Source organism: Collinsella aerofaciens, from assembly GCF_039752955.1.
GTDB lineage: Bacteria > Actinomycetota > Coriobacteriia > Coriobacteriales > Coriobacteriaceae > Collinsella > Collinsella aerofaciens_BI.
Map to the genome: position 1 here is coordinate 1 of NZ_JBDMHB010000030.1, position 25,044 is coordinate 25,044.

The window sequence follows — 25,044 nt, forward strand, 5'->3', positions numbered from 1 at the left end:
GCTCTTATATGAGTACGTTAACATAATCCTCTGCTTTTCCTACAGTGCACCATTTGGGCGTCCCCGCCTGCGCTATACTCCCCTGAAGAAGTGTTCCTGATTCGATAGGAGACTACATGTCCAAAGCACTCGACCCCAAAGACACCTGCGTCCTCGTTACCGGTGGCGCCGGCTTTATCGGCTCGCACACCGTCGTTCAGCTGCTCGAGGGTGGCTACCAGGTCGTCATCGTCGATGATCTCTCCAACTCCAGCGCCGTCGCCGTCGACCGCGTCAAGACCATCGTGGGCGACGAGGCCGCCAAGAACCTCACCTTCTACGAGGCCAACGTGCTCGACCGCGATGCGATGAACAAGATCTTCGATACCCATCAGATCGACCGCGTCATCCACTTTGCCGGCTTTAAGGCCGTTGGCGAGTCGGTGAGCAAGCCCGTCGAGTACTATCACAACAACATCGAGAACACCCTGGTGCTCATCGACGTCATGCGCAACCATGGCTGCAAGTCCATCATCTTCTCGAGCTCCTCGACCGTCTACGGCGACCCGGACAACCCGCCCGTCACCGAGGAGGATCCTAAGAAGCCCGCGACCAACCCCTATGGTTGGACCAAGTGGATGATCGAGCAGATCCTTATGGACGTCCACACCGCCGACCCCGAGTGGGACGTCGTGCTGCTCCGTTACTTCAACCCCATTGGCGCTCATCCGTCGGGCCTGATCGGCGAGGACCCCAAGGGCATCCCCAACAACCTGGTGCCTTATGTCGCCCAGGTCGCCGTGGGCAAGCTCGAGGCCGTTCAGGTCTTTGGCAACGACTACCCCACCCCCGACGGCACCGGCGTGCGCGATTACATCCACGTGTGCGATCTGGCATCTGGTCACGTGGCCGCCCTCAACTGGATGAACGGCAAGACCGGCGTCGAGATCTTTAACTTGGGCACCGGCACCGGCACCTCGGTACTCGAGGTCGTCGCCGCCTTCTCCAAGGCTTGTGGCAAGGAGCTGCCCTACGTGATCCGCGAGCGCCGCGCCGGCGACATCGCTGCCAACTGGTGCGATGCCTCCAAGGCCGAGCGCATGATGGGCTGGAAGGCCCAGTACGACATCGCGGATATGTGCCGCGATAGCTGGAACTGGCAGAGCCACAACCCCAACGGCTTCGCCGACGCCGAGTAGCAAAAACCTACATACCGCTCTTGCCCCGATCTCACGTTGTGAGGTCGGGGCTTTTTCATGGCATGTAACCATTCGCCGAAAATCGACCAACTTTTTTATCTTGCCTGTACATGTTTAAACAACATGTTTTACAATAGGCATATCGAATCAGAACATCGGAGGCGGACTGCACACTTATCGGCAGGCCGACCCCACAACAAGAAGGTTGGTGAGCGCATTCATGGAGCGTGCAAGCGGCGTCCTCATGCCCGTCTCATCTCTGCCCGGACCATACGGAATCGGCGGCTTTGGCTGGAATGCCTACGACTTCGTCGATTTTCTCGCCTCGTGCAAACAACATTACTGGCAGATTCTGCCCCTTACGACGACCAGCTATGGCGATTCGCCCTATCAGTCGTTCTCGGCCCGCGCGGGCAACCCCAACTTTATCGACTTTGCCGAGCTTATCGAAGCCGGCTATCTGGAGCAGTGCGATATCGATGGTGTGTATCTGGGATCCGACCCCAGCAATGTCGACTATGGCGCTATCTTTGGCGGCCGCCGTCAGATTCTCGACCGCGCCGCTGAGCGCTTTGCCGCCGACAAGCCGGCCGATTTCGACGACTTTATCCAGGCAAACGAGGACTGGCTCATTCCCTACTGCGAGTTTATGACCGTAAAGGAGGAGTGCGGGCTCAAGGCCTTTTGGGAGTGGCCCGAGGAGCTCCGCCGCCGCGGCGAGGCATCCAACAAGATCTGCGCCGCCCATCCCGAGCGCATGCTTTACCACCAGATGACGCAGTATTTCTTCGATCGCCAGTGGAGCCGCCTCAAGGCCTATGCCAACGAGCGCGACATCCTGATCATCGGCGACCTGCCCATCTACGTCTCGCGCGACTCCGTCGAGATGTGGGCCACGCCCGAGCTCTTTAAAATCGACGCCGCCGGCAATCCTGTCAGCGTCGCGGGAACGCCGCCCGATCAGTTCTCGGCCACCGGCCAGTACTGGGGCAACCCGATCTATGACTGGGATGCCATGGAAGCAGATGGCTTCTCCTGGTGGGAGGGCCGCATCCGAGCCGCCCTCGACATGTACGACATCATCCGTCTGGACCACTTCCGCGGTTTCGAGGCATTTTGGGAGGTGCCGTTCTCCTCTCCCGATTCGTCATATGGTTCATGGACGCAGGGACCCGGCCTCAAGTTCTTCAAGGCGCTCGAGGAAAAGCTCGGCACGCTTCCCATCATTGCCGAAGACCTGGGCTTTCTTACCCCCGGCGTCATCGACATGCGCGACACCACGGGCTTCCCTGGCATGAAGATCCTGCAGTTTGCCTTTGAGGGCACCAACTCGTACTACCTGCCACACAACTACATTGCCAACACCGTCGCCTACGTCGGAACACATGACAACGAAACGGCACGCGGCTGGTTTGAGGGAACGGCCACCCCGCGTCAGCGCGAGCAGGCGGCCCTGTATACCCACCAGCAGGCAGGCGAGTCCATGGCCGACGCGCTCAACCGCACCATCGCCGCCAGCGTGAGCGATACCTGCATCTACACCATGCAGGACCTGCTCAACTTGGGCAACGAGGCGCGCATCAACACTCCCGCTACCCTGGGCGGAAACTGGACCTGGCGTATGCTCGATGGCGCCATCACCCGCGAGCTCGAGCACAAACTCACCGACTGGACCGAGACCTACTTCCGCATCCCATCGGAAGCCGAAATCGAGCTTCCCCAATAGGAGCCACCGCGCCCGACCCCTCCCCACCGTGCGGACGCGACCGCTTTTCCCGCGCGAGGCCACCCCAATCCCCTCGCGCGGGCTTCTTTTGAATTTCTGACATGTAGTCAACTCACCACAGGAGGAAACATGCCCCGTATCGATCTTGCGGATCTTGCCGAGCAGTCCTTTGGAACTTCGCTCGAGCAACTCGATGACCGCCGCATTTACAAACTGCTGGTCAAGCTCGTACAGGAGCGCTCCGCCGCCTGCCCGCTCAACAATGGCAAGAAAAAGCTCTATTACATCTCTGCTGAGTTTTTGATTGGCAAACTGCTGATCAACAACATGATCGACCTTGGCATCTATGCCGAGGTTAAAGACCAGCTCACCGCCGCCGGCCACGACCTCAACAAGATTGAGGAATTTGAGGTCGAACCGTCGCTGGGCAACGGCGGCCTGGGTCGCCTGGCCGCGTGCTTCCTGGATTCCATTGCCACGCTGGGCCTTACCGGTGACGGTGTGGGCCTCAATTACCATTACGGCCTGTTCCGTCAGCGCTTTGCCGACAACCAGCAAAAGGCCGTCCCCGACGAGTGGCTTAGCGAGCAGGACATCCTGATCGATGACGACCGCTCCTACACCGTCGAGTTTGGCGATTTTGCCGTCACCTCCAAGCTCGTCAACATCGATGTGCCCGGTTACGGCCAGCCCACCAAGAACCGCCTGCGTCTGTTTGACCTGGCAAGTGTCGACGACGGCCTGGTCCCCGGCTGCTCCATCGACTTCGACAAGACGAAGATCGCCAAGAACCTCACCTTGTTCCTCTATCCGGATGATTCCGATGAGCAGGGCCGCCTGCTTCGCATCTACCAGGAGTACTTCATGGTGAGCAACGCCGCCCAGCTTCTGATCGACGAGGCCGTCGAGCGCGGCAGCAACCTGCACGATCTGGCCGACTACGCCGTGGTCCAGATCAACGACACGCACCCCACCATGGTCATTCCCGAGCTCATCCGCCTGCTCACCACCGAGCACGACATCGAGTTTGACGAGGCCATTACCATCGTGCGCTCCATGGTCGCCTACACCAACCACACGATCCTTGCCGAGGCGCTCGAGAAGTGGCCGCTCGCCAGCCTGCAGAAGGTCTCGCCCGCCATCGCCGATATCATCGTCAAGCTCGACGAGGTTGCCAAGGCCGAGCACGACGACCCGCGCGTCGCCATCATCGACGAGCACGACACCGTCCACATGGCCCACATGGACATTCACTTTGGCTTCTCCATCAACGGCGTCGCCGCGCTTCACACCAAGATTCTGGAGGACACCGAGCTTCATCCGTTCTACGAAATCTACCCCGAGAAGTTCTCCAACAAGACCAACGGCATCACCTTCCGCCGCTGGATCCAGGGAGCCAACCCCGCGCTTGCCAGCCTACTCGATGATGTGATCGGCACCGATTGGCGCAGCACCGGCGACCTGAGCAAGCTCGCCGAATTCGCTAACGACAAGGACGTTCTTGAGCGCCTGGCCGCCACCAAGGCCGAGGCCAAGACCATCATGCGCCAGTTCATGGCGCTCGAGCAGGGTGTGACCATTCCCTCCAACGCCATCATCGATGTTCAGGTCAAGCGTATCCACGAGTACAAGCGCCAGCAGATGCTCGCGCTCTACATCATCTGGAAGTATCTCGACATCAAGAACGGCAACAGGCCTAAGCACCCCGTCACCATCATCTTTGGCGGCAAGGCAGCACCTGCCTACACCATCGCCCAAGACATTATCCATCTGATCCTGACGCTGTCGCAGTGGATTGCCAACGACCCCGACGTGGCTCCCTACCTGCAGGTTGTCATGATCGAGAACTACAACGTCACCGCCGCCGAGCGCGTGATCCCCGCCGCCGATATCTCCGAGCAGATCAGCTTGGCCTCCAAGGAGGCGAGCGGCACCTCCAACATGAAGTTCATGCTCAACGGTGCTTTGACCCTGTGCACGCTTGACGGTGCCAACGTGGAGATTGCCGAGCTCGTGGGCGACGAGAACATCTATACCTTTGGTGCCTCATCCAAGCAGGTCGAGCAACTCTACGCCGACGGCAGCTATAACGCCGGCGCGCTCTACCACAAGCCCGGCATTAAACTGCTGGTGGACTTCATCACCAACCCGGCCTTTATGGCGACCGGCAACGCCGAGCGCCTGCAGCGCCTGCACGACGACATCAAGGGCAAGGACTGGTTTATGGCCCTGCTCGACATTGAGGAGTACATCCAGACCAAGGAGCGCGTGCTGGCAGACTACGAGGACCAGGACGCCTGGATGCGCAAGGCGCTGATCAACATCGCCAACGCCGGCACCTTCTCGTCCGACCGCACGATCTCCCAGTACAACGACGAGATTTGGCACCTGGACTAACCCATTCCCCTTACCCATCCTCTTGAGGAACGGAGTCGTGGCAACACGGCTCCGTTTTTTGCCCGCGTGTTGCCCGTGGCCCGCCTCGACCAAATCGTCTCAATCTGTAACACCTACTCGGCCAAAACAGTCCTACCTGTTACAGATCAAGACAAACCGATCCTTTCCCTAGGGTTTATCTCAATCTGTAACATCTAACGTCCGAAATCCGCCCTTACTGTTACAAATCGAGACAAATGGATAAGCCGGCTAAAACAATCTCGTTCTGTAACAGGTAGCTGCCGAAATCAGCCTCTCGTGTTACAGATCGAGACGGAAGGACAGGCAGCTCAACTCAATCTCGTTCTGTAACATCTAAACCCAATTCGAACCTCTACCTGTTACAGATCAAGACAAACGACCGACCAGACAACCCCGTCATAAAGAAAGGCTCCCCTCTCGCCCAGTGGACGGGAGGGGAGCCTTATATGTGACCACGGCAAAAGGATGGCAAAGCCGCAGTCGCCCAAAAGGAGGGCCTGATTGGATCGGGCCTAGATAAGGTTCTTGCCAGACACCTTATCGAAGAGATGGGTCGCGTTCTTCTCGAACTTGAACCAGATGGGGTCGCCCGCCTTGAGCGCACCCTTGGCCTCAAGATCGACGACAGGGATGATCAGGACAAACTGGCCATCGGGAGCGGTCACGTGGACGTGCTCGGTCGAACCCATGAGCTCGGTCACCTCGACGGTACCCTGGAGCGCACCCTCCTCTTCCTTGTCGGAAAGCAGAATCTGCTCGGGGCGCACGCCGGCCGTGATCTCTTTCACATCGCCGCCGTCCCAGTTAAGAGCGAGTTGAGCGCAGGTCTCGGGGGCCAGCGCGACATTCATGTCATCGGTCTTGACGGTAAAGCCGTCGCCCGAGCGCACCAGCTGGGCATCGAAGAAGTTCATCTGCGGCACGCCGATAAAGCCGGCGACGAAGATGTTCGCGGGGTGGTTGAAGACCTCCTGCGGCGTGGCGATCTGCTGGACAACGCCGTCCTTCATGACCACGATACGGTCGCCGAGGGTCATGGCCTCGGTCTGGTCGTGGGTAACGTAGATGAAGGTGCCCTTGATCTCGTGACGCAGCTTGATGAGCTCGGCACGCATCTGGTTACGCAGCTTGGCGTCCAGGTTGGACAGCGGCTCGTCCATCAGGAAGACCTTGGGGTCACGCACGATGGCGCGGCCGATGGCGACGCGCTGACGCTGGCCGCCCGAAAGCGCCTTAGGCTTACGGTCGAGGTACTCGGTGATACCCAAGATCTCGGCAGCGGAGCGAACCTTACGGTCGATCTCGTCCTTGGGGACCTTCTTGAGCTCAAGCGTAAACGCCATGTTCTCGTACACCGTCATGTTGGGGTACAGAGCGTAGCTCTGGAACACCATGGCGATGTCGCGGTCCTTGGGAGCGACGTCGTTGACGCGCTTGCCGTCGATGAACACGTCACCCGAGGTGATGTCCTCCAGGCCAGCAACCATGCGCATCGTCGTGGACTTACCGCAGCCAGACGGGCCAACGAGGACGACGAACTCCTGGTCGTGAACGGTGAGGTTAAAGTCCTCAACAGCGAGCACGCCATCCTCGGTAACCTTGAGGTTGTGCTTCTTCTCCTCGGTCTTCTTCTTTTTGCCAAAGAAGCCCTTCTTTTTGGACTCGGTGTTGGGATACACCTTCTGAACATGTTTGAGAACGATCTCGGCCATGTCTTTACCTTTCGATATGCGGCACCATGTTGAGGGCGCCGCAGAAACTTGCAAAACAGTTACGGCATCAGCCCTTGACGGCACCTGCCACCACGCCGTCGATGATGTACTTCTGGCAGAGGATGTACATGACGACGATGGGGACAACGACCATCATGATGCAAGCCATCATGGGGCCGAGCTCGACGTGGCCGTAGCCGCCGCGGAAGTACTGGATCAAGATAGGAATGGTCTTGTACTTGGTGGAGTCGAGCGTAAGGTAGGGCAGCAGGTAGTCGTTCCAGACCCACATGGTCTCGAGAATGCCGACCGAAAGATAGGTGGGCTTCATGATGGGAAGGACGATCTTAAAGAACACCTGGACCGGGTTGCAGCCGTCGATCATGGCCGCCTCCTCGATCTCGAGTGGGATGTTCTTTACAAAGCCGGCGAACATAAAGACCGCCAGGCCCGCGCCAAAGCCGAGGTAGATAAAGCAGATGTTGAACGGCGTGTTGAAGCCGATGCGGTCCGCCAAATTGGACAGCGTGAACATGAGCATCTGGAAGGGCACGACCATCGAGAAGACGAACAGGTAATAGAAGAAGTTCGAGATCTTGCTGTTGACGCGCACTACGTACCAAGCACACATGGAGCAGCACACCAGAATCAGCACGACCGACGTGACCGTGATGATGAGCGAGTACATAAATGCCGAGGCAAAGCCCTGCTCGTTAAGGGCATGCATGTAGTTTGCGAGGCCGTTGAACGTCTCGGGCGTGAGCAGATCGAATGCCGTGGTGGTGCTGATTGCAGTTGCCTTTTTAAAGGAATTGAGCGCGATCATGAACACGGGGTAGATCCACGCGAGCGACAGGATCGTAAAGAAAATCGAGAGCGCGCGGTTGATAACCTTATCGCGTTTCATTACTGCTGCACCTCCTTGGACCTCGTGGCTTTAAGCTGAATCATGGAGATGGCCACGACCAGGATGCAGAAGATAACCGCCTTGGCCTGACCAATGCCCTGCCATGCGATACCGGCACGCGAATAGAACGTGTTGTAGATGTTCAGGGCGAGCATCTCGGTGGAGTGCGCGGGGGCGCCGCCGGTAAGGGCGAGGTTCTGGTCGAACAGCTTAAAGCCGTTGGTGATGGACAGGAACAGGCAGATGGTGATGGTCGGCATCAGGTTAGGGATCTTAACCTTCCAAAACGTCTGCCATGCCGTAGCGCCGTCGACCTTGGCGGCCTCGATGTAGTCGGACGGAATGGACTGCAGACCAGCGATGTAGATGATCATCATGTAGCCGACCTGCTGCCACAGGGTCAGGATGATAAGGCCCCAGAAGCCAGCAGCAGAGTTAAGGGCGATGAGCTGGGCGCCCACGTTGGAGAGCAGGCAGTTGATCAGAATCTGCCAAATGTAGCCCAGCACGATGCCGCCGATCAGGTTAGGCATAAAGAAGATCGTACGGAAGATGTTGGTGCCTTTGAGCGCCTTGCGGGTGAGCGCCTGCGCAATGGCCAGGGCGATCACGTTGATGAGCACCGTCGACAGGAAGGCAAACGCCACGGTAAAGAAGAACGACGTGGAGAACTGCGGATCGGACAGCGCGCGCACGTAGTTCTCGATACCGACAAAGTGCGCGTTACTAATGATAATAAACTGGCAGAACGAGAGATAGAAGCCCTGAATAAAGGGAATCACGAACCCGATCATAAACGCCAGGCACGTGGGCAACATAAAGAGCGGCCACCAGCGCTTGAGTGCTTTGCCCATAAAAGGGTCCTTTCAATATGTAGGGGGGCGGGCAAACCTACGTCTGCCCGCCCCCCTGTCGCTAATCAGATAGCTCGGGCAGCAACTGCTTACTCGGAAGCAGCCTTCTCGGTCTTCCAGCCATCGACGAAGGCGTTCTTGACGCCGTCCCACTTGCTGTTATCGGCAGCGTAGGCAATCAGAGCCTGCTTGAGGTTCTTCTTCCACTCCTCGGAGGGAATGTAGACGAAGTCCCAAGCGACGGTCTTCTTGCCGTCCTTGGCCATGGCAACGGCCTGCTGCGAGAAGACGTTGGTGGTCTCCTTGGCGCTCTTGAACGGAGCGGTCAGACCCATCTTGTCGGCGATGATGCTGGTCGGGGTGTCAGCGGTGACGCACCAATACATGAAGTCCTCGGTGGCCTTCTGGGCATCCTCGGAAGCCTGGGAACTGACGCACCAGTAGTTCTCGCCGCCGGAGCACAGGCCCTGGTTCTCCTCGCCGTCAACACCGATGTAGATGGGCATCATGCCAATCTGATCGTCGGTCATGCCGGCCTTGACGAGGTCAGAGTAGGCCCAAGAGCCGTTCTGGTAGAAGACGGCCTTGCCGGTTGCGAACTCGTTGGTGGCGTCGTCGCCGGTCTTGGAAGCAAGCTGCGAAGGATCGCAGGTGGAGTCGGTGATGTACAGGTCGAAGATCTGCTTGTAGTTGTCGAGGAACTCACCCTTGATCTCGTCGTCCTCCTGGTTGTGCTCCTTCTCAAACTCGTAGTAGAGCGGCATGTTGGCAAGGTGGGTGGTGTAGCGCCAGCTGGAGGAGTCGTCCATGCCGGCGGAAGTGAAGGCACCCTCAACACCAAGCTCGTCCTTGCGGGCCTGGATGTCGTCGGCACAAGCCTTCAGCTTGTCGAAGGAGTTGATGTCCTCGGCCTTGTAGCCAGCCTTCTCGAGCAGCTGCTTGTTGTAAATAATGCCGAAGCTCTCCTGAACCCAGTCGATGCACACATCCTTGCCGTCGGACTGCAGAGCCAGGGAGTCGTCAATGAGCTCACCGCGGAGCTTGGTATCGGACAGGTCGGCGCAGTAATCCTTCCAGTTCTTAAGACCGGTGGGGCCGTTGACCTGGAACAGGGTCGGAGCGGAGCTCTTGGACATCTCGGACTTGAGCTTCTCCTCGTAGGTGTTGGAGGCGGCGGTCACGATCTTGACCTCGACGCCCTTCTCCTTCTTATAGGCCTTGGCGATCTCCTTCCACTCCTTGTCGACCTCGGGCTTGAATTGGAGGAAGTAGACCTCGGCAGCTTCACCAGAAGCAGAGGAGCCGGAGCCGGCGGAGCCACCGCAGCCCACGAGACCCAGACCAAGAACCGCAGCCGCGGAACCAGCAAAGCCCAGGAACTGCCTTCTGCTCATTTCGTTCTTCATTACAATCCACCCTTTCACACCGTGGCGGCACCCTTTGCCGCCGCCTTCGGAGATTGGCTCGGGGACTTTGCCCCTTTTGCTGATTTGTACGATACGCTATTTGGCTACTTGTTTGAACAAGTATTACTAGAGCGGTAGAAAAACTTCGGTGAACGGTAATTTCAACTTGATACTTGACAAGTTTTGTATAAACAATTAATTGTTACCAAATGCAGAGAAAACGCCCGGTCAAGCCGATGCATCGTCGGTTTGACCGGGCGCTTTCGCTTTGAGGGCATGAGTCTCGTCAGGCTGCGAGCTGGCCGGCTATCGCTTGGAGTTGACGCGGTAGTGGAAGATCTCGGGGTGTGTGCGAGTGTGCGTCACCTCAAACAAGATGCCATCCGAGGTGTACGACTGGCTCTCCATGACGGCAACGCAGTTGTATTTGCCGAGGTCAAGATAGCTGCAGTCCTCATCGTTGGCGAGCTCGACACTCACCGTACGACGGCTCGCCATCACTTTGACACCGCGCTTGTGCTCCAGATAGCCGTAAATAGAATCTGCCGCGATCTCGGGGGTCAGGCCCTTGGCGATCGACTCCAAAAAGTAGCCATGGTCTACTTGGCGCGCATTGCCGTTAAGGCTTCGGACGCGCACCACGCGAATCAACTGCTCACCTGTCTTAAATCCCAAGCGTCGAGAAAGTTGCTCGGTGCACACCAGATGTTCAAAAGACTTGACCTCGGTCGAAGCAACGGCATTGTTGCGTTTTGCGAACTCGCCAAACGACTCAACCTCTTCGAGTGCGCCCAACATGTCGGTTTCGCCCTTAAGCCAAATAACGCGCACGCCCTTGCCGTGTATGGGCTGCACAAACATCCCGTCGGCCAGCATGCTCAAAGCGCGGCGGACGGTATTGCGCGTGCAGCCAAATTCCGCGGTCAGCTCGGCTTCGGTTGGCAGCATCTCCTGAAACGCATAGGTCCCGTTAATGATGCGCGAGCGTATTTCTCGGTAGATTCCTTCGTATATCGCTTTTGGCATGACTTCACCTCTAATGAATATGTATGGCTAGGCAGCATAGCATTTCTTAAAGTTGTTTAAACCGATTATCGGCAAAGCGACAGGATTTAACCGTTGACGGTTTCTGTCCCGCCCAAACCGGTTTCGATCAAAACTGCCGGTACGACAATCGTCTGGTCCTCTACAATGAATCCATTGTTTAAACGTTTCACCACGCGCAACGCGCCTCGATATTCGGGAGGCAGAACATGCTGCAAAAAATCCAACGCTTTGGCGGGGCAATGTTCGCGCCCGCCATGCTGTTTTCCATATCGGGCCTTATGGTCGGCGTCTCCGCCCTCGCAACGTCTGCGGATATCGTCGGCGACCTCGCCGTATACGGAACCCCTTGGTACGTTTTTTGGACTATCATTCAGCGCGGCTCGTGGACGGTCTTTAAACGACTTCCGCTCCTTTTTGCCGTAGCGCTTCCCATCGGCCTTGCCCAAAAGCAACCGGCACGTTGTTGCCTCGAGGCGCTCGTGGCTTATTTTGCCTATTGCTTCTTTTTGAGCGAGATCATCAAGCTAAGCGGAGACAACCTTGGACTTAAGTACCCGTCGTCTTTGACCCCCGCTAGCGGCATTACCATCATCGACGGCATCAAGACGCTCGACACCGGCATTATCGGCCCGCTAGCGGTATCGGCAACCGTCGTCGCCATCCATGACCGCTTCTACGATGCCAAGGTCCCCGATTGGCTCGGCACCTTCTCGGGTTCCTCGCTGGTCTACCTCATCAGCTTTTTTGCCGTGTTCGCCCTTGCCGCCATCTCGGCCGCCATCGTGCCCTTCGTATACGCAGCGACCGAAACGCTGCGCCACGCACTTGTGGGCGTCGGCCCCCTCGGCGTGGGTATCTTTGCGTTTTTGGAGCGAGCACTCGAGCCCATGGGGCTGCACCACCTGCTCTACATGCCTATCTACTACGACAATTTAGTTATTAACGACGGCATCTACGCCACGTGGACCAACTTGCTTCCCATCCTCTCGCACAGCACGCGCCCCCTCAATGAGCTTGCGCCGTGGGCCGGTTTTACCGCCACCGGCTGGGTCAAGCTCTTTGGCCTTCCTGCCATCGCGGCTGCGTTCTACTCCACCGCAAAGCCCGAGCGCCGCGCTGCCCTCAAGGTCATCCTGGTTCCCGCCATTGTTGCCTCAGTGGTCTGCGGCGTCACCGAACCGCTCGAGTTTCTCTTTATGTTCACCTATCCCGGACTCTTTTTGCTCTATGCCGTCCTATCTTCCTGCCTCGCCATGGCTATGAACTTCTTTGGCGTCGTCGGCATCTTCTCGGGCGGTTTTATGGAAATGGCTGCCTTCAACTTTATCCCGCTCATGCGGACGCATGCCGGCTCCTACCTTTTGGCACTCGGAATCGGACTCATCTTTAGCGTCATCTTCTTTCTGAGCTTTCGAGGTCTTATCCTGACCTTTGACCTTAAAACCCCGGGACGCGAGGACCATATCGCCAGCAACGCGGCGCTCTCGCGCTTGACGGGAGACGACGTTGACGAAAAGCGCACATCCAAAACCGGCGCTTCCGACGACCAGGCCTCACAAGATCATCTGCTCGCCGAGCAGGTTGTGACGCTTCTGGGCGGCGTCTCCAACATTGTGGGCGCAACCAACTGCGCCACGCGGCTGCGCGTCGAAGTCGTGGACCCCTCCATCGTCGCGGACAATGCGACCTTTGTCGCAGCGGGTGCCAAAGGCCTCATCATTACGGGCAAGACCGCCCAGGTGATCATCGGCATCTCCGTTCCCCGCGTTAAAGAGCATTTTGACCAGATCATGGGCCTCGAGCCGGAATTTGTGCCCACCACCTCGGCCTCCCCTGCCGCCAGCGCAGCCCATAAGCGCGGCGATATTTGCTTCTTCGATATCGACGGAACGCTCGCCTGGCAAGACCCCAGGCTCGCCCAAGACCTTCCCGAAGACGAGCGGGACCTCTCCCCCTATCCCAACGAGGCGGTTTCGCAGGCAATCCGCGAGTTTGTCGCCAACGGCAACATGGCCTTTATCTGCACGGGACGTACCCTGAGCTGCATCCACCCCAAACTTCTTGAGCTGCCCTGGACCGGCATCGTCTGTCTTGCGGGCGGTTACGCCGAGATCAACGGACACGCAATTCGCGATCTGTCGATGACACCCAGCATGCTGCAGCATCTTGCCCCCTATCTTGAGCAATCGGGCGAGGTCATCCGCTTTGAGGGCCTCAACGGCGTCGTGCGCATGAGTGCCGATGCGCCCGATGCTCCCGGATACGCGCGCACCCTGGGCGACGCAGTCACGCAGCTGCAACATTACAGTGTCTACAAGATCTTGATGTCTACATCACTCGCCAACCACATCGCTCAAGATAAGGCACTTGAGCCGCTACTGTGCTTTAACGAGCTCGAACTCGAGGTAACCGAAATCTCGCCCCGCGAATGCACGAAGCGCGGGGGCATCCAGTCTGTACTCGACGCCCTCGATCCCCACCACGGAACCGTATACGGCATTGGCGACGCCAGCAATGACGTCTCGCTGATGAACGCCGTCGATGTCGGTATCGCCATGGGCAATGCGCCGGACTATCTCAAGGATAAGGCCGATTACGTGACCGACACCGTCGATCACGACGGTGTCGTTGCGGCGCTCGAGCATTTTGGGCTGATTTAGGCGCGCTCCATCAAACGCACGCCCGTTGTCCCAAATCGCCAAAACTGCCGCGCCAAACGCCCTAATGTGGCAATATGTTGTCTGCATATTGCATCAACGCAACCTCAGAAAGAATGCGAGAACCCGTGTCCAGTCCGTTTACCAGCTTTTTAGCCCAGCACTTTGACCAGATTAACGACTATCTGGCCACGTTCTTTGACGGACAGGCGACCTCTGCCGATATCGAGCGCTACCTGTATGCGCCGCTCTCGGCTTTTACGGCCAACGCCGGCAAGCGCCACCGCCCGCTTATCTGTATGCTCGCCGCAACCGCAGTGGGCGGTAGCTTTGAGAGCGCCCGCAGCGCCGCGGCAGCCATCGAGCATTTCCAGTCGGGCGCGCTGATCCACGACGACATCGCCGACAACGGACAGCTTCGTCGAGGCAAGCCCTGCATGCACCTTACCGAGGGCACGGGCCTTGCCATCAATTGCGGCGACCTGGCGCTCACTATGGTCACCAAGACGGTTCTCGACGACCCCACGCTGGAGTCCGACGTGAAGCTGCGCGTGCTCCACGAGCTTACCGAGATGATCGTCCGCACCATCGAGGGTCAAGCGCTCGACCTGGGTTGGGTCCGTGACGGGCGCTTTGATATCTCGGTTGATGACTACCTGGACATGGCGACGCACAAGACCGCGTTTTACAGCGGAGCCACGCCGCTTGCCGCCGGAGCCATTATCGGCGGCGGCAGCGATGAGCAAATCGAAGCGCTGCGCGCCTTTGGCCTGCACACAGGCCTTGCCTTTCAGATTCAGGACGACCTGCTCAACCTTGTCGGCACTAAGGAAGCCGCCAACAAGGACTTCCGCACCGACATCACCGAGGGCAAGCGCACGCTTGTCGCCGTACACGCCCTCTCTGATGAGCGCCACCACGACGAGGTCGAGGCGATTCTTTCCTCGGGCACCGATGATCCCGCGCAGCTCGCACGCGCCGTGGAGATCTTCCAGGAGACCGACTCCATCGATTACGCCCACACTTACGCGCTCGACCTGACCGCTAAGGCCAAAGCGGCCATCGAGAACGTTGAGCTTGATCCGCACGCACGCGAGCTGTTCCTCTCCATGGCAGATTTCTTTGTGGAGCGTCTTAACTAACGGGGGTTATAAAACCTGTCAGCAGCGTATTTAGGCACAACTTGCTACACTGTTGAGTGCATGTTTATGCATCCCTTTGCGTTGTCTATCCGACAGACGCTCAAATAGTACGAATGGTACGCCGAAAGGGGTTCGTTCATGGAACCTATTACAACGGGCATGCAAGGAGCAGCCGTCGAGGACGTGCAGTCTCGTCTCCTGCAGCTCGGCTACACGATTGATGCCGCCGAAGTCACCGACAAGTACTTTGGAGCCACCACTGAGCAGGCCGTCAGCACCTTCAGGCTCGACAGCGGCCTTGCTGCCGGTCATGCCGTCGATATCCCCTGCTGGAGCGCCCTTGTAGACGCTTCGTATAAGCTGGGCGACCGCACTCTCTATCTGCGCATGCCCAATTTCCATGGCGCCGATGTGCAGGCCCTGCAGCGCGTTCTCAACGTTTTGGGCTTTGCCTGTGGCGAAGACGACGGCTACTTTGGTCCGCATACCGAGGCCGCCCTGCAGCAGTTCCAGGAAAATGTCGGCCTGTTTGCCGACGGCATGGCCTTCCAGGACACCTACGCCTACATCAACCGCCTGCACCATGTGTGGGAGAGCAAGCCCTCGGTCACCGAAGCCGAGTCCCGTATCGGTTTTGCTCGCGCCGCCAACGTGCTCGAGCGCTTCCAGATTGCCGTTATCGGCGAGGACCCCATCGCACGCAGCGTTGCGTCGCGCATGTGGAATATCGCCACGGCAACGACCGACAACAGCGGCATGATGCTCTGCGACTCCGAGGTCCCAACCGACGTTGACCTGGTGCTCGAGATCGCAAGCGATGAGCTGCCCGCAGATGCAGCGCCGCGCGCCACGATCGCCCTCGCCGAGTGCCACAACCTGGCCCAGCGCATCCGCACCGCCAATGTCGCCGCGCAGCAGAAGCCAGCTCGCATTCGCATTGAGCTCACGGGCATGACGCGCTACAACGGCACTTTCACGGCCAGCGACGCGCAGACACTCGCCGTACGCCTGCTCGATGGTGTTTGCGATGCCCTCGCAGATTAGGTAAACTAAACGAGTTGCTTTTGGGCAACACCGCACATTGGGACGTAGTTCAACGGTAGAACTCCGGTTTTTGGTGCCGGCTGTTGGGGGTTCGAATCCCTCCGTCCCAGCCCTTAAGAACACAGCGCTCCAGGCCCTTATGAACCTGGAGCGCTTTCTTGTGGGCAAGCGGAGGAATTCGAACCCGCAAGAGTGCGGAGCTGAGGAAACGCGAAGCGTTTTCCAGCGCAGCACGCAAGGAGCGAAGCGACGCAGCGGGGCGCGGCCGCCGACCAAGCGGACGCGGAATCCCTCCGTCCCATATCAGCCGAGAGCGCCTTACATCTAGAATTATCAGCCCAGTTCCGAAAAGCGAGCCGTCATCTACAAAATGGCGCGTGGCCCCGGCGGGCCGGGCATTAAGTTTGTCGCGAGTTCCGCACACAAAGAAGGCCACTTAATGTGGCCTTCGTCTTGTGCAGGACTGTAGAGCAGCAAACTTAATGCCCGGCCCGCCGGGGCCACGCGTCCCTAATTGTTCAGCATGCGGTCGAAGCTTCCCGAGTCGCCATCCCGATAGTCGGCGGTCATCAGAATCTCCTGCGGAATGCGCCCGCCCTCGCGCAGCACGTTGCGGAACTGCACGCGCGTAACCATGGGCAGATCCTTGATCGTCGCCGCCAGGTTCTGCGGCACGCCCTGGTTGGCAGCCGCGGGCTCGCACTCGCCGCCGGCCTTCACGCGACGCTTATGCTCGGCGAGCATGGCGCGGTACATGCCGGCATGCAGGCGAATCTCAACCACATTGGCATTGCGAGTCTGCTCGACAATGCGCGCGCCCTCGCGATCGATATCGCCTACGTAGTAGACGTAGTTAAAGCGATAGCCAATCTCGGCCAGATAATCGTCCAAGGCATGCGAGACGCTCGCCTTGCATCCGCCGCCAAAAATCACGCCGCCCACCTTGATGCCAAAGAGCTTGGCGTGCTTGCGGCCACGCAGCAGCTTGACGATCTCGTCGTAGGTGTCCAGGTTCTCGACCATAATGAACGGCTTGTCGGCGCCCAGCGTAAAGAAGCCCGTAAAATGCACGGGGCGATTGGGGGCGACCTTGATCGCCTGCATGCTGATGCCCTTTTCGGTCATACGCCTGATCAGGCGCTCACCGTGCTTGCCGTCAAAAGCCTTCTCGTCGTTAAAGATCTGGTAGGCACGCTGACGGCGCGAGGCAACCGGCGTATCGGCACCTCGGTTCTGCTCGATCCAAGCCTGGATGATTGCGATTTCCTCGGCAATCTTGCGGTTGGACATCTCGTTGTGCTGAGTGCGCTGCGGAGCCTTTTTGCCGTCCTTGCCCTCGACCTTTACGATCTGTGTCTGCTGCTCCTTGATCTTGGAGAGCGCCATAGGCGTGGGGACAACCTTGAACAGCTGCCTGCCTAAAACGCGGGCAAGGGCAAGCGCCGAGACCTCGCCGTGGGCGGCCGACTCGGGCTGCTGGGCAGCAGTATCTACTGCGGCAGACTCCGGCTTCTTCTGAGACTTGCGCTTAGAATCGCCTTGGGGATTGCGCTCGCGCTTCGGCATAGACGCCTGCTTCTGCGGACGATCGGACTTGCTCTCCTTCGCTGACTGGCGCTTAGGCTGCCCCGAAGAAACCTCGGCCTTCGCATCCTCGTTCTGCGGCGTGGTCTTCTCGGTTGCAGTCTCGGCATGGGAACTGCGGCCCCCACGATGGCGACGGCGGCGAGGCTTGCTCGACGCGCCCTGCTCCGTCTGCTCATCAGTAGGCTGCTGGCCCTTGGCCTCGGCATCAACCTCAAGCTGCGGCTCAACAGGCTTTTGCTCGCGAGCCACCGGCTCAACGGCCTTCTCGTCCTTCTCGCCCTGAGTGGTCGAAGCCGGTTCGCTCTTCTCCTGACGCCTTACGGGATACGCGCGCCCCTCAAAACCACGTCCGGGACGGCATGAACCCGGAGCCTTCTTGGCCGGTTCATCGGACGCGTCAGCAGCCTCGACGGAATCCTGGACCTCGCATGCGGCACCTCGCTGCTCGGCCTTAAAGTGGGCACCGCGGCGACGCTTGGGCTCCTGGATCTCAGCATGCTCTTGAGCGAGAGTCGGCTCCTGCATCCCGACGGGCTTTTCCTCGACGGCCTCAGCATCCGTCTCACCCTTTTGAGCAACGGCGCGACGGAAGCGCTCCTGCTGGGCGCGGCGCTGCGCATCGCGCTTGCCACCCCCGCCAAAACCGCCGCGTCCTGCCTTGGCCGTAAAGGCACGCACGACGTTCTCATCGAGCAACTCATCGGTATCGACATGCTCACGCGGAGCAGCTTCTTCCACAGCAGGCACGTCAGCGGAATCCTCGACGACAAAACCCTCGACGGACTCGGCAGGCTGCTCTTGGGCATCGCGGATCTCGGCATTGATGGTATAGAACGCCGGGCGCCCGTTAATGCCGCTACCCTCGATCTTGGTCACGATCTTTGCCGCGATAAGCTCATCGCGCATCGCCTTGGTGTCGCACTCCTTATCGACGGAGCGGAAAATCTGCGCCAGCGCACTCGACTTAATCTTGAGCGCCTTGCGGCAGAGCAGGTCGTAGGCAACCAGCTTGGCGCGCTCGGCAGAAAGCGACGTCTGGCTGCTCAGGCGCTCAGCCAAAGCATCGACATTGTTTTGATTATCGGAATATACCGTCTTGGCCACGGGGCCCCTTTCATATGTACACATATACGTCTATATGGTACAACGCACGCCCTTATCCACGCAAAACATCTGCGAGAACACTCGAGCGTCACCCGCTTTCGCATGAAAAAAAGACCGAGTCCGCGTCGTTGCGGACCCGGTCTTTCCGAGTCATATGGATGAGAGATTCAACCCGTCCGACCGACTAGGCCTTGACGGCCTCGGCGTCGGCAGGAGCCTCGGCGGCAGCGGCGCGACCGTACTCGGCCTTGCCCATATCGGACCACTCGGGCTCCTCATCAGGCATGGAGCCAGCCTCCTTGCCGAAGAACTCCTTGAGGCAGTTGACGGCGACGATGAGGCCCAGGACCATCAGCAGGACGGCAAAGACGAGCTGCAGGCCCTTGGTGGCGGCGACGGAGACGGCGGCCGTGGTGGCGGTAGCCGGGATGGTACCGAAGAAACCGTAGGCCTGGACGGCGGTCATGCAGCCCATGGCGCTCTGGACCAGCGAGGTGAAGGTGCAGCAGAGCAGGAAGACGACGGGCACGTAGAGCATCCAACCCTTGCGGCCGGTGCACTTGCAGAACACGGCGAGGGTGATCATGGTCATGCCGCCGAGCAGCTGGTTGGAAGCACCAAAGAGCGGCCAGATGTTGGCATAGCCACCAAAAGCGAGGGCGAGACCGGGAAGCAGGGTGACGACCGTGGCGAACCAGGGGTTGCCGAGGACCTTCATGTAGCCGGCCTTGGACTCGATGGCCAGGGCGTCGTTGGTCTGGGCAAAGAACTCGGAGAACGAGGTGCGGGCGATGCGGGCGACGGCGTCGAGCGAGGTCAGGGCCAGAGCGGAAACATTCATGGTCATGAAGACGGTAGCGAGCGTGCCGTCAACACCGAAGGCCTGCATACCGCGGGAGATGCCAGCGGCGAAGATCTGGAACGGGGTGGAAGCGACACCGGCGTTGAGGGCGCCGGTACCGGCGGTGTTCATATCGGAGAACATGATGCCGGCAACGATGATGGCAAGGATGCCGACGAAGGACTCGACGATCATTGCGCCGTAACCGACCTTGACGGCGTCCTGCTCCTTCTCGACCTGCTTGGAAGAGGTGCCGGAAGAAACGAGGCTGTGGAAACCGGAGAGAGCACCGCAAGCGACGGAGACGAACAGGACCGGGAACATCATGCCGGAGGCAGTGGAGAAGCCGGTGAAGACCGGAGCGGTGATAGTGGCCTGACCGTTGACGCCCAGGACGACGATGCCGAGGACAGCGCAGACGATCATGACGATCATCATGATGGAAGTGAGGTAGTCACGCGGGGTCTTGAGCATCTGGATGGGCATAGCGCCAGCGAAGACCAGGTAGACCATGACGACGGCGAACCACTGGAACTTATCCAGGTAGACCGGGAACTGCATTCCGACGGCGAACATGAGAACCATGAGGACCACGCCGGTGACGAACTCGGCAGCGCCGGTGAGGTTGAACTTCTTCTGGGCCCAACCAAAGGCGATAGCGACGAAGGTGAACAGGATGGAGATGGTACCAGCGCAGCCGGCGGCATAGGACTTGGTGAAGTCGATGGCACCGGTAGCAGCACCAGAAGCGTCAACGGCCGGGGTGAACATGAACGTCTTGCAGACCATGTCGGTAAAGGCGGCGATGACGATGATGCAGAACAGCCAGCAGAACAGCAGGAACAGGCGACGGCCGGTCTTGCCGATATACTTCTCGATGAGCTGAGCGAGTGACTTGCCGTTGTTCTTCATCGAAGCGTACAGGGCACCAAAGTCGTGGACGGCGCCAAAGAAGATGCCGCCGACGAGGACCCAGAGCACGACGGGCAGCCAGCCAAAGGCCATGGCGACGATCGTACCCGTGACAGGGCCAGCACCGCAGATCGAGCTGAACTGGTGCGAAAACGCAGTGAAGGCGGAGACGGGCGAGAAGCTGTTGCCGTCCTTCATGCGCTTGGCCGGCGTGAGGGCCTCTTTGTCAACGCCCCACTTGTTGGCCAGCCAGCGGCCGTAGCCCAGATAGCCGCAGGCGAGCACCGCCGCGGCCACAACCATGAGCAAAACTCCGTTCATTACATTTCCTCCTCTAAAAAGAACTTCCTAGACATAAAAAATGAGGGCCGTCGGTTGCGCTCGACGGCCCTCATCTTCATCAGCCGCCCGTTATCGTACGGGCTAGCTGTATGTGCTAACCCGCATCAGATAATTACTACGCTGATAATGTTTAGCTGATGCGTGAACATGTCTAAGAAATCCTCTTCAATCATGATGCGAACGATCCGTGCGTGTTCACATCCCCCAATGGTTGAAAAGGAGTATGAAACTTTAGTTACCTAAAGTCAACGCAAATTTGTAATGAATTTTCAACTTTTTTGGATTTCTCGGTATAAAACGCCACTGACCTCGGACTTTACCCAGCGACAGTTTTTGCATGAGAGATGTCCCTCGGGAGCGGGCGGGCGTATACAAGGTTTCCTGCTCTACAGTCCTGCTCGCACGGAGAGCACATTAAGTGCTCTCCGGCTCGTGCGGAACTCGCGATAAACCTTGTATACGCCCGCCCGCTCCCGAGGGGCTCCCATCCCAAATGCGGAGCAAAGCTCCGCACACCAACTTTTTCTTTCAGCTAAAGAACGCTGGAAATTCGACGCTGGCTTGTTAACCTTGCTGGACGTTGTCGACGCCAAACCAGCTCAGAAGCTATATCGATACAGAAAGGTCCCCGGACGGAGGGGCCGGATATAAGGTTTATCGCGAGTTCCGCACGCAAAGAAGGCCACTTAATGTGGCCTTCGTCTTGCGCAGGACTGTAGAGCAGGAAACCTTATATCCGGCCCCTCCGTCCGGGGACCGCGCCGTACCAGCTACAGCGTCATGTTCGGATCGGCGTCAACATCGAACGGCGAGATTTCGCCTCGGTCGAATTTACGGCGAGCGACCTCCGCGATCATGGCTGCGTTATCGGTACAGGCAGACAAGGGCGGCACCGTTACGCGAATCCCCTGACGCCCAAGCTTCTTGATCATCATCTCGCGCAGATGCGGGTTGGCCGAGACGCCGCCACCGATGCAGTATTCCTTGCATCCGGTAGCGTGCAGTGCGTTTTTGGCCTTCTTGTACTGCACGTCAAAGACAGCTGCCTCAAACGAAGCTGCCAGATCGGGCAGGTGAATCGTGCGCCCGGCCTTGGTCTCCTGTTCAATGTAGAGCGTCACAGCGGTTTTAAGGCCCGAAAGCGAGAAGCGATAGTCTCCCCTGCTGTTAAGCGCACGGGGGAAATCGATCGCCTTGGGGTTGCCCGTCTCGGCCAGCTTGGAAATGATGGGGCCACCGGGATAGCCCAGACCCAACGCCTTGGCTACCTTGTCGAAGGCCTCGCCCACAGCGTCGTCGAGCGTCTCACCGAGCACCTCGTAGTCGCCCCACGCCTTCACGTGCACGAGCATGGTGTGCCCACCCGAGACAAGCGTGAAGATAAACGGCGGTTTGAGGTCGGGTTGCGCCAACAGGTTGGCAAACAGATGCCCCTCCAGATGGTTGACGCATACGAGCGGCTTACCGGCAGCGTAGGCAAAGCCTTTGGCAAAGGCAACGCCCACCACGAGGGCGCCCACCAGGCCCGGACCCTGTGTCACGCCCACGGCGGCAAGCTCGCTGGGAGCAATGGCTCCACCCTCAAGACCAAGCGATGCTGCGGCATCCTCGAGCGCCGCATCCACGACACTCACAATCACCTCAACGTGTTTGCGCGAGGCGATCTCGGGCACCACGCCGCCAAAGCGGGCATGAAAATCAATCTGTGTCGACACCTGGTTGGCCAGCATATTGCCATCCGCATCGATAATCGCCACGGCCGTCTCGTCGCAGGAACTCTCGATAGCGAGCACCAGGCGGCGGCGCTCAATTTCGGCGCGCTCCCCCTCGGAGCGCCCAGGCGCAGGCAGCGGCCATACGTGTTGCTCGGCTGCCGTCGGCTCGGGCGAGGCGTTATCGACCGGAAGTACGAGGGGAAGTGGGGCCGTCATGACGATGGCGTCTTTGCCGACACCGTAGTAGCCACGACGACGACCCACCTCGGTAAAGCCCAGAGCGGCATAGAGCGCAATCGCGCCCTCGTTGCCGTCCTCGACCTCGAGCGAAGCCGTGGTGCAGCCGAGCATCTGGGCATCATAGCTCACATGCGACAGCAGCTTGCGGGCAATGCCCTCACGGCGATGTGCCGAGTCGACGGCGACATCCAGAATCTGCACATCACCGTCCACGACCATACCGCCGGCAAGGCCCAGCAGCTTGCCGTCGTCGTGTGCCACCCACCAACTGCGCGGCGCAGCGACGTCCTCGCCCAGTTCGGACAGGAACATGCCCGGCGTCCACGCCTCGTGTCCGGCACCTTCAAAGCAGGCAGCCTCTAGCGCGCTCGCGCCCTCGGCATCCGCCGCGCCCATGGGACGGAACTGCAGATGACGACCGGCGAGCTCATCGGCAACGCCCGTAATTTCGCTCTGCGCACTCTCGGCAAGACCAAGACGCTTGCGCTCGTTTTCCTCGGCATCCGAAAGGCGCGTGTAAATCGGCAGGACGCGAGCCGGATCGCCGTCACCCGCAGCGTGCGCGAGCAGCAAGCCCTCGCCCGAAGGCCACCACAGGTCGCGCTCCACGCAGCGGGCGGTCTCGTCCTCACCCAGCAGCTTGCCATAGCGCACGAGACCGTCACCGGTCAGCTGAACCTGGTCCCAGTCCGCTGCTCGGCGCCACTCATCGAGCGCCACGGCGGCCTTGACCACGTGTTCGCGCTCAAATTGACGCTCGGGACCCTCATCGCCCAGCATATATAGTGCCGGATATACCTCACCGCGCATGGCATCGGCCAAGATACCAAGCTTGCCGCGCACGCCAGCCTTCCACGCCGTCCAAGCGCAAGCGTCGAGCGTCGACACGCCCAGCAGTGGAACATTGGCACCGCGCGCGAGGCCCTTGGCAGTGGAGATGCCGATGCGCACACCCGTAAACGACCCCGGGCCGCGGCCGACCACGTAGTAACCAACATCGCTGCGATCCAGACCGGCTTGAGCCAGCACGCCATCAACGGTATTCACGAGCTCAACGTTGGCGTGACGGCGACACATGTGGTCGCCACTCACGAGCTTCGTCTCGCCCGTCTGCCCATCAATCCAGCTTGCCGCGCAGGCAAGCATGTCGGTCGAGGTATCGAGCGCCACCACCAGCGCGTTGTCGTTATGCAAGCTCATCTTGTACAGCCTTATCAATCAAATGGGAAAGCTCCATTGCGCGGTCACCGTGCGCCTCGAGCGTTATCGTTCGCACATCACTGTCGCCCTCATCACGCTTGAGCGTCACCGAAAGATACTCATCCGTCAGCTCGTCTTGGAATTGTTCGCCCCATTCCAGCAGGCAAGCACCCTCATAGCCCAGCACATCGAAAATGCCCGTATCCTCGAGCTCGTAGGCATGCTCCAGACGGTATAGATCAAAGTGAAACAGCGGAATACGGCCTTGATCGTGAACGGCCATGAGCGCAAACGTAGGGCTCGTAACCATATGCTCATCGCCCAGCCCGCGCGAGACGCCCTTGGTAAAGTGAGTTTTGCCCACCCCCAGGCCACCGGTCAGGATGAGCACATCGCCGTCCTCAAGGCACGGTGCAATTAGCTCGCCAAAGTACTCCGTATCGGCAGCGCAAGTCGTTTTGTAAGTACCTACCCCCAGGCGCTCCAGGGACATATATGCTCCTTATTATTCCGAGGCGTCCTCTGGTGCGGGATGTCGCTCCAGATAGTCGCCCAGCATCTTAAAGTCTTCCTCCAGCAGTTCCTGCCACGCCGGATTGCGTAGCGCTGCTGCCGGATGGAACGTGGGCATTACTACAAAATGCCCCATCTGGTGGAACCTGCCGCGCAGCTTAGTAATGCCAATCTCGGTCTTAAGCACAAAGTGCGTCGCGGGGTTGCCGAGCGTCACGATAATATCGGGCCAGATGCTTCGAATCTGCTCACGCAAAAACGGCGAGCAAGCCAGCACTTCCTCGGAACGTGGATTGCGGTTTCCCGGCGGGCGGCACTTAAGCACGTTGGCAATGTAGACGTCTTCGCGTTTGAGCCCCGCCAGCGACAAAATGCCGTTGAGGTCCTCGCCTGCCGCCCCCACAAAGGGCTCGCCCTGCAAATCCTCATTGCGGCCCGGCGCCTCGCCAATAAACATCACACGAGCGCGGGGGTTTCCCACGCCAAACACGATATTGTG

At 59.1% G+C, this 25,044-nt stretch carries 16 protein-coding genes and 1 tRNA gene; 7 read left to right on the forward strand and 10 right to left on the reverse strand.

What is annotated here, in order from left to right; translation table 11 throughout:
• The first annotated feature begins 116 nt into the window (after positions 1 to 116).
• The 3 genes from galE (at position 117) to ABHR75_RS07215 (ending at position 5,301) form a co-directional block, all read left to right on the forward strand.
• A complete protein-coding gene (gene galE, locus ABHR75_RS07205) occupies positions 117 to 1,178 on the forward strand; it encodes a UDP-glucose 4-epimerase GalE (RefSeq protein WP_006235870.1) in 1,062 nt (353 codons plus the stop codon).
• Positions 1,179 to 1,386: 208 nt separating this feature from the next.
• Positions 1,387 to 2,904: a 4-alpha-glucanotransferase gene (malQ, locus tag ABHR75_RS07210; protein ID WP_346963976.1), complete on the forward strand. Its 1,518-nt coding sequence runs from the start codon at positions 1,387 to 1,389 to the stop codon at positions 2,902 to 2,904.
• Between the two features lie 129 nt (positions 2,905 to 3,033).
• Positions 3,034 to 5,301, forward strand: coding sequence for a glycogen/starch/alpha-glucan phosphorylase (locus ABHR75_RS07215; protein ID WP_346963977.1), 2,268 nt, complete (start codon positions 3,034 to 3,036; stop codon positions 5,299 to 5,301).
• 533 nt (positions 5,302 to 5,834) lie between these two features.
• Here ABHR75_RS07215 and ABHR75_RS07220 read toward each other — a convergent pair.
• From ABHR75_RS07220 to ABHR75_RS07240, 5 genes are all read right to left on the reverse strand, one after another.
• Positions 5,835 to 7,034: an ABC transporter ATP-binding protein gene (locus tag ABHR75_RS07220; RefSeq protein WP_346963978.1), complete on the reverse strand. Its 1,200-nt coding sequence runs from the start codon at positions 7,032 to 7,034 to the stop codon at positions 5,835 to 5,837.
• A gap of 67 nt (positions 7,035 to 7,101) precedes the next feature.
• Positions 7,102 to 7,941, reverse strand: coding sequence for a carbohydrate ABC transporter permease (locus ABHR75_RS07225; RefSeq protein WP_138341395.1), 840 nt, complete (start codon positions 7,939 to 7,941; stop codon positions 7,102 to 7,104).
• Positions 7,941 to 8,795, reverse strand: coding sequence for a carbohydrate ABC transporter permease (locus ABHR75_RS07230; RefSeq protein ID WP_006235864.1), 855 nt, complete (start codon positions 8,793 to 8,795; stop codon positions 7,941 to 7,943). Before ABHR75_RS07230 ends, ABHR75_RS07225 begins: the two co-directional genes overlap by 1 nt.
• Positions 8,796 to 8,884: 89 nt before the next feature.
• Positions 8,885 to 10,201 (reverse strand): ABC transporter substrate-binding protein, encoded by a 1,317-nt coding sequence (locus ABHR75_RS07235; protein ID WP_346963979.1) that lies wholly within the window; start codon positions 10,199 to 10,201, stop codon positions 8,885 to 8,887.
• A 306-nt stretch (positions 10,202 to 10,507) separates the two neighbouring features.
• Positions 10,508 to 11,227, reverse strand: a complete 720-nt coding sequence (locus ABHR75_RS07240) for a GntR family transcriptional regulator (protein ID WP_343007570.1) — start codon at positions 11,225 to 11,227, stop codon at positions 10,508 to 10,510.
• Positions 11,228 to 11,526: 299 nt separating this feature from the next.
• Here ABHR75_RS07240 and ABHR75_RS07245 point away from each other — a divergent pair, with 299 nt between their 5' ends.
• The 4 genes from ABHR75_RS07245 (at position 11,527) to ABHR75_RS07260 (ending at position 16,201) form a co-directional block, all read left to right on the forward strand.
• On the forward strand, positions 11,527 to 13,908 hold the full coding sequence (locus tag ABHR75_RS07245; protein ID WP_346963983.1) for a PTS transporter subunit EIIC: 2,382 nt from the start codon (positions 11,527 to 11,529) through the stop codon (positions 13,906 to 13,908).
• A gap of 125 nt (positions 13,909 to 14,033) precedes the next feature.
• Complete coding sequence (locus ABHR75_RS07250; protein ID WP_138113455.1) at positions 14,034 to 15,047, forward strand: polyprenyl synthetase family protein; 1,014 nt, start codon at positions 14,034 to 14,036, stop codon at positions 15,045 to 15,047.
• 138 nt (positions 15,048 to 15,185) lie between these two features.
• On the forward strand, positions 15,186 to 16,091 hold the full coding sequence (locus ABHR75_RS07255; protein WP_346963980.1) for a peptidoglycan-binding domain-containing protein: 906 nt from the start codon (positions 15,186 to 15,188) through the stop codon (positions 16,089 to 16,091).
• A gap of 38 nt (positions 16,092 to 16,129) precedes the next feature.
• Positions 16,130 to 16,201 (forward strand) — tRNA-Gln (locus ABHR75_RS07260).
• A 400-nt stretch (positions 16,202 to 16,601) separates the two neighbouring features.
• On the opposite strand, the gene ABHR75_RS07265 is transcribed toward ABHR75_RS07260, so the two are convergent.
• The 5 genes from ABHR75_RS07265 to ABHR75_RS07285 all read right to left on the reverse strand — a co-directional run.
• The gene (locus ABHR75_RS07265) at positions 16,602 to 18,782 is read right to left on the reverse strand and encodes a hypothetical protein (RefSeq protein ID WP_138113457.1); all 2,181 of its coding nucleotides are present in this window, start codon (positions 18,780 to 18,782) and stop codon (positions 16,602 to 16,604) included.
• A 184-nt stretch (positions 18,783 to 18,966) separates the two neighbouring features.
• Positions 18,967 to 20,856, reverse strand: a complete 1,890-nt coding sequence (locus tag ABHR75_RS07270) for a carbon starvation CstA family protein (protein WP_138113459.1) — start codon at positions 20,854 to 20,856, stop codon at positions 18,967 to 18,969.
• Between the two features lie 791 nt (positions 20,857 to 21,647).
• A complete protein-coding gene (gene tsaD / locus ABHR75_RS07275) occupies positions 21,648 to 24,032 on the reverse strand; it encodes a tRNA (adenosine(37)-N6)-threonylcarbamoyltransferase complex transferase subunit TsaD (protein ID WP_346963981.1) in 2,385 nt (794 codons plus the stop codon).
• Positions 24,019 to 24,525 carry a tRNA (adenosine(37)-N6)-threonylcarbamoyltransferase complex ATPase subunit type 1 TsaE gene (tsaE, locus tag ABHR75_RS07280; protein WP_117735673.1) on the reverse strand — a complete coding sequence of 169 codons (507 nt, stop codon included), beginning with the start codon at positions 24,523 to 24,525 and terminating at the stop codon, positions 24,019 to 24,021. The genes tsaD and tsaE overlap by 14 nt, the downstream gene beginning before the upstream one ends.
• Positions 24,526 to 24,537: 12 nt before the next feature.
• Positions 24,538 to 25,044: uracil-DNA glycosylase (locus ABHR75_RS07285; RefSeq protein ID WP_346963982.1), on the reverse strand; the 507-nt coding region annotated here is incomplete at its 5' end.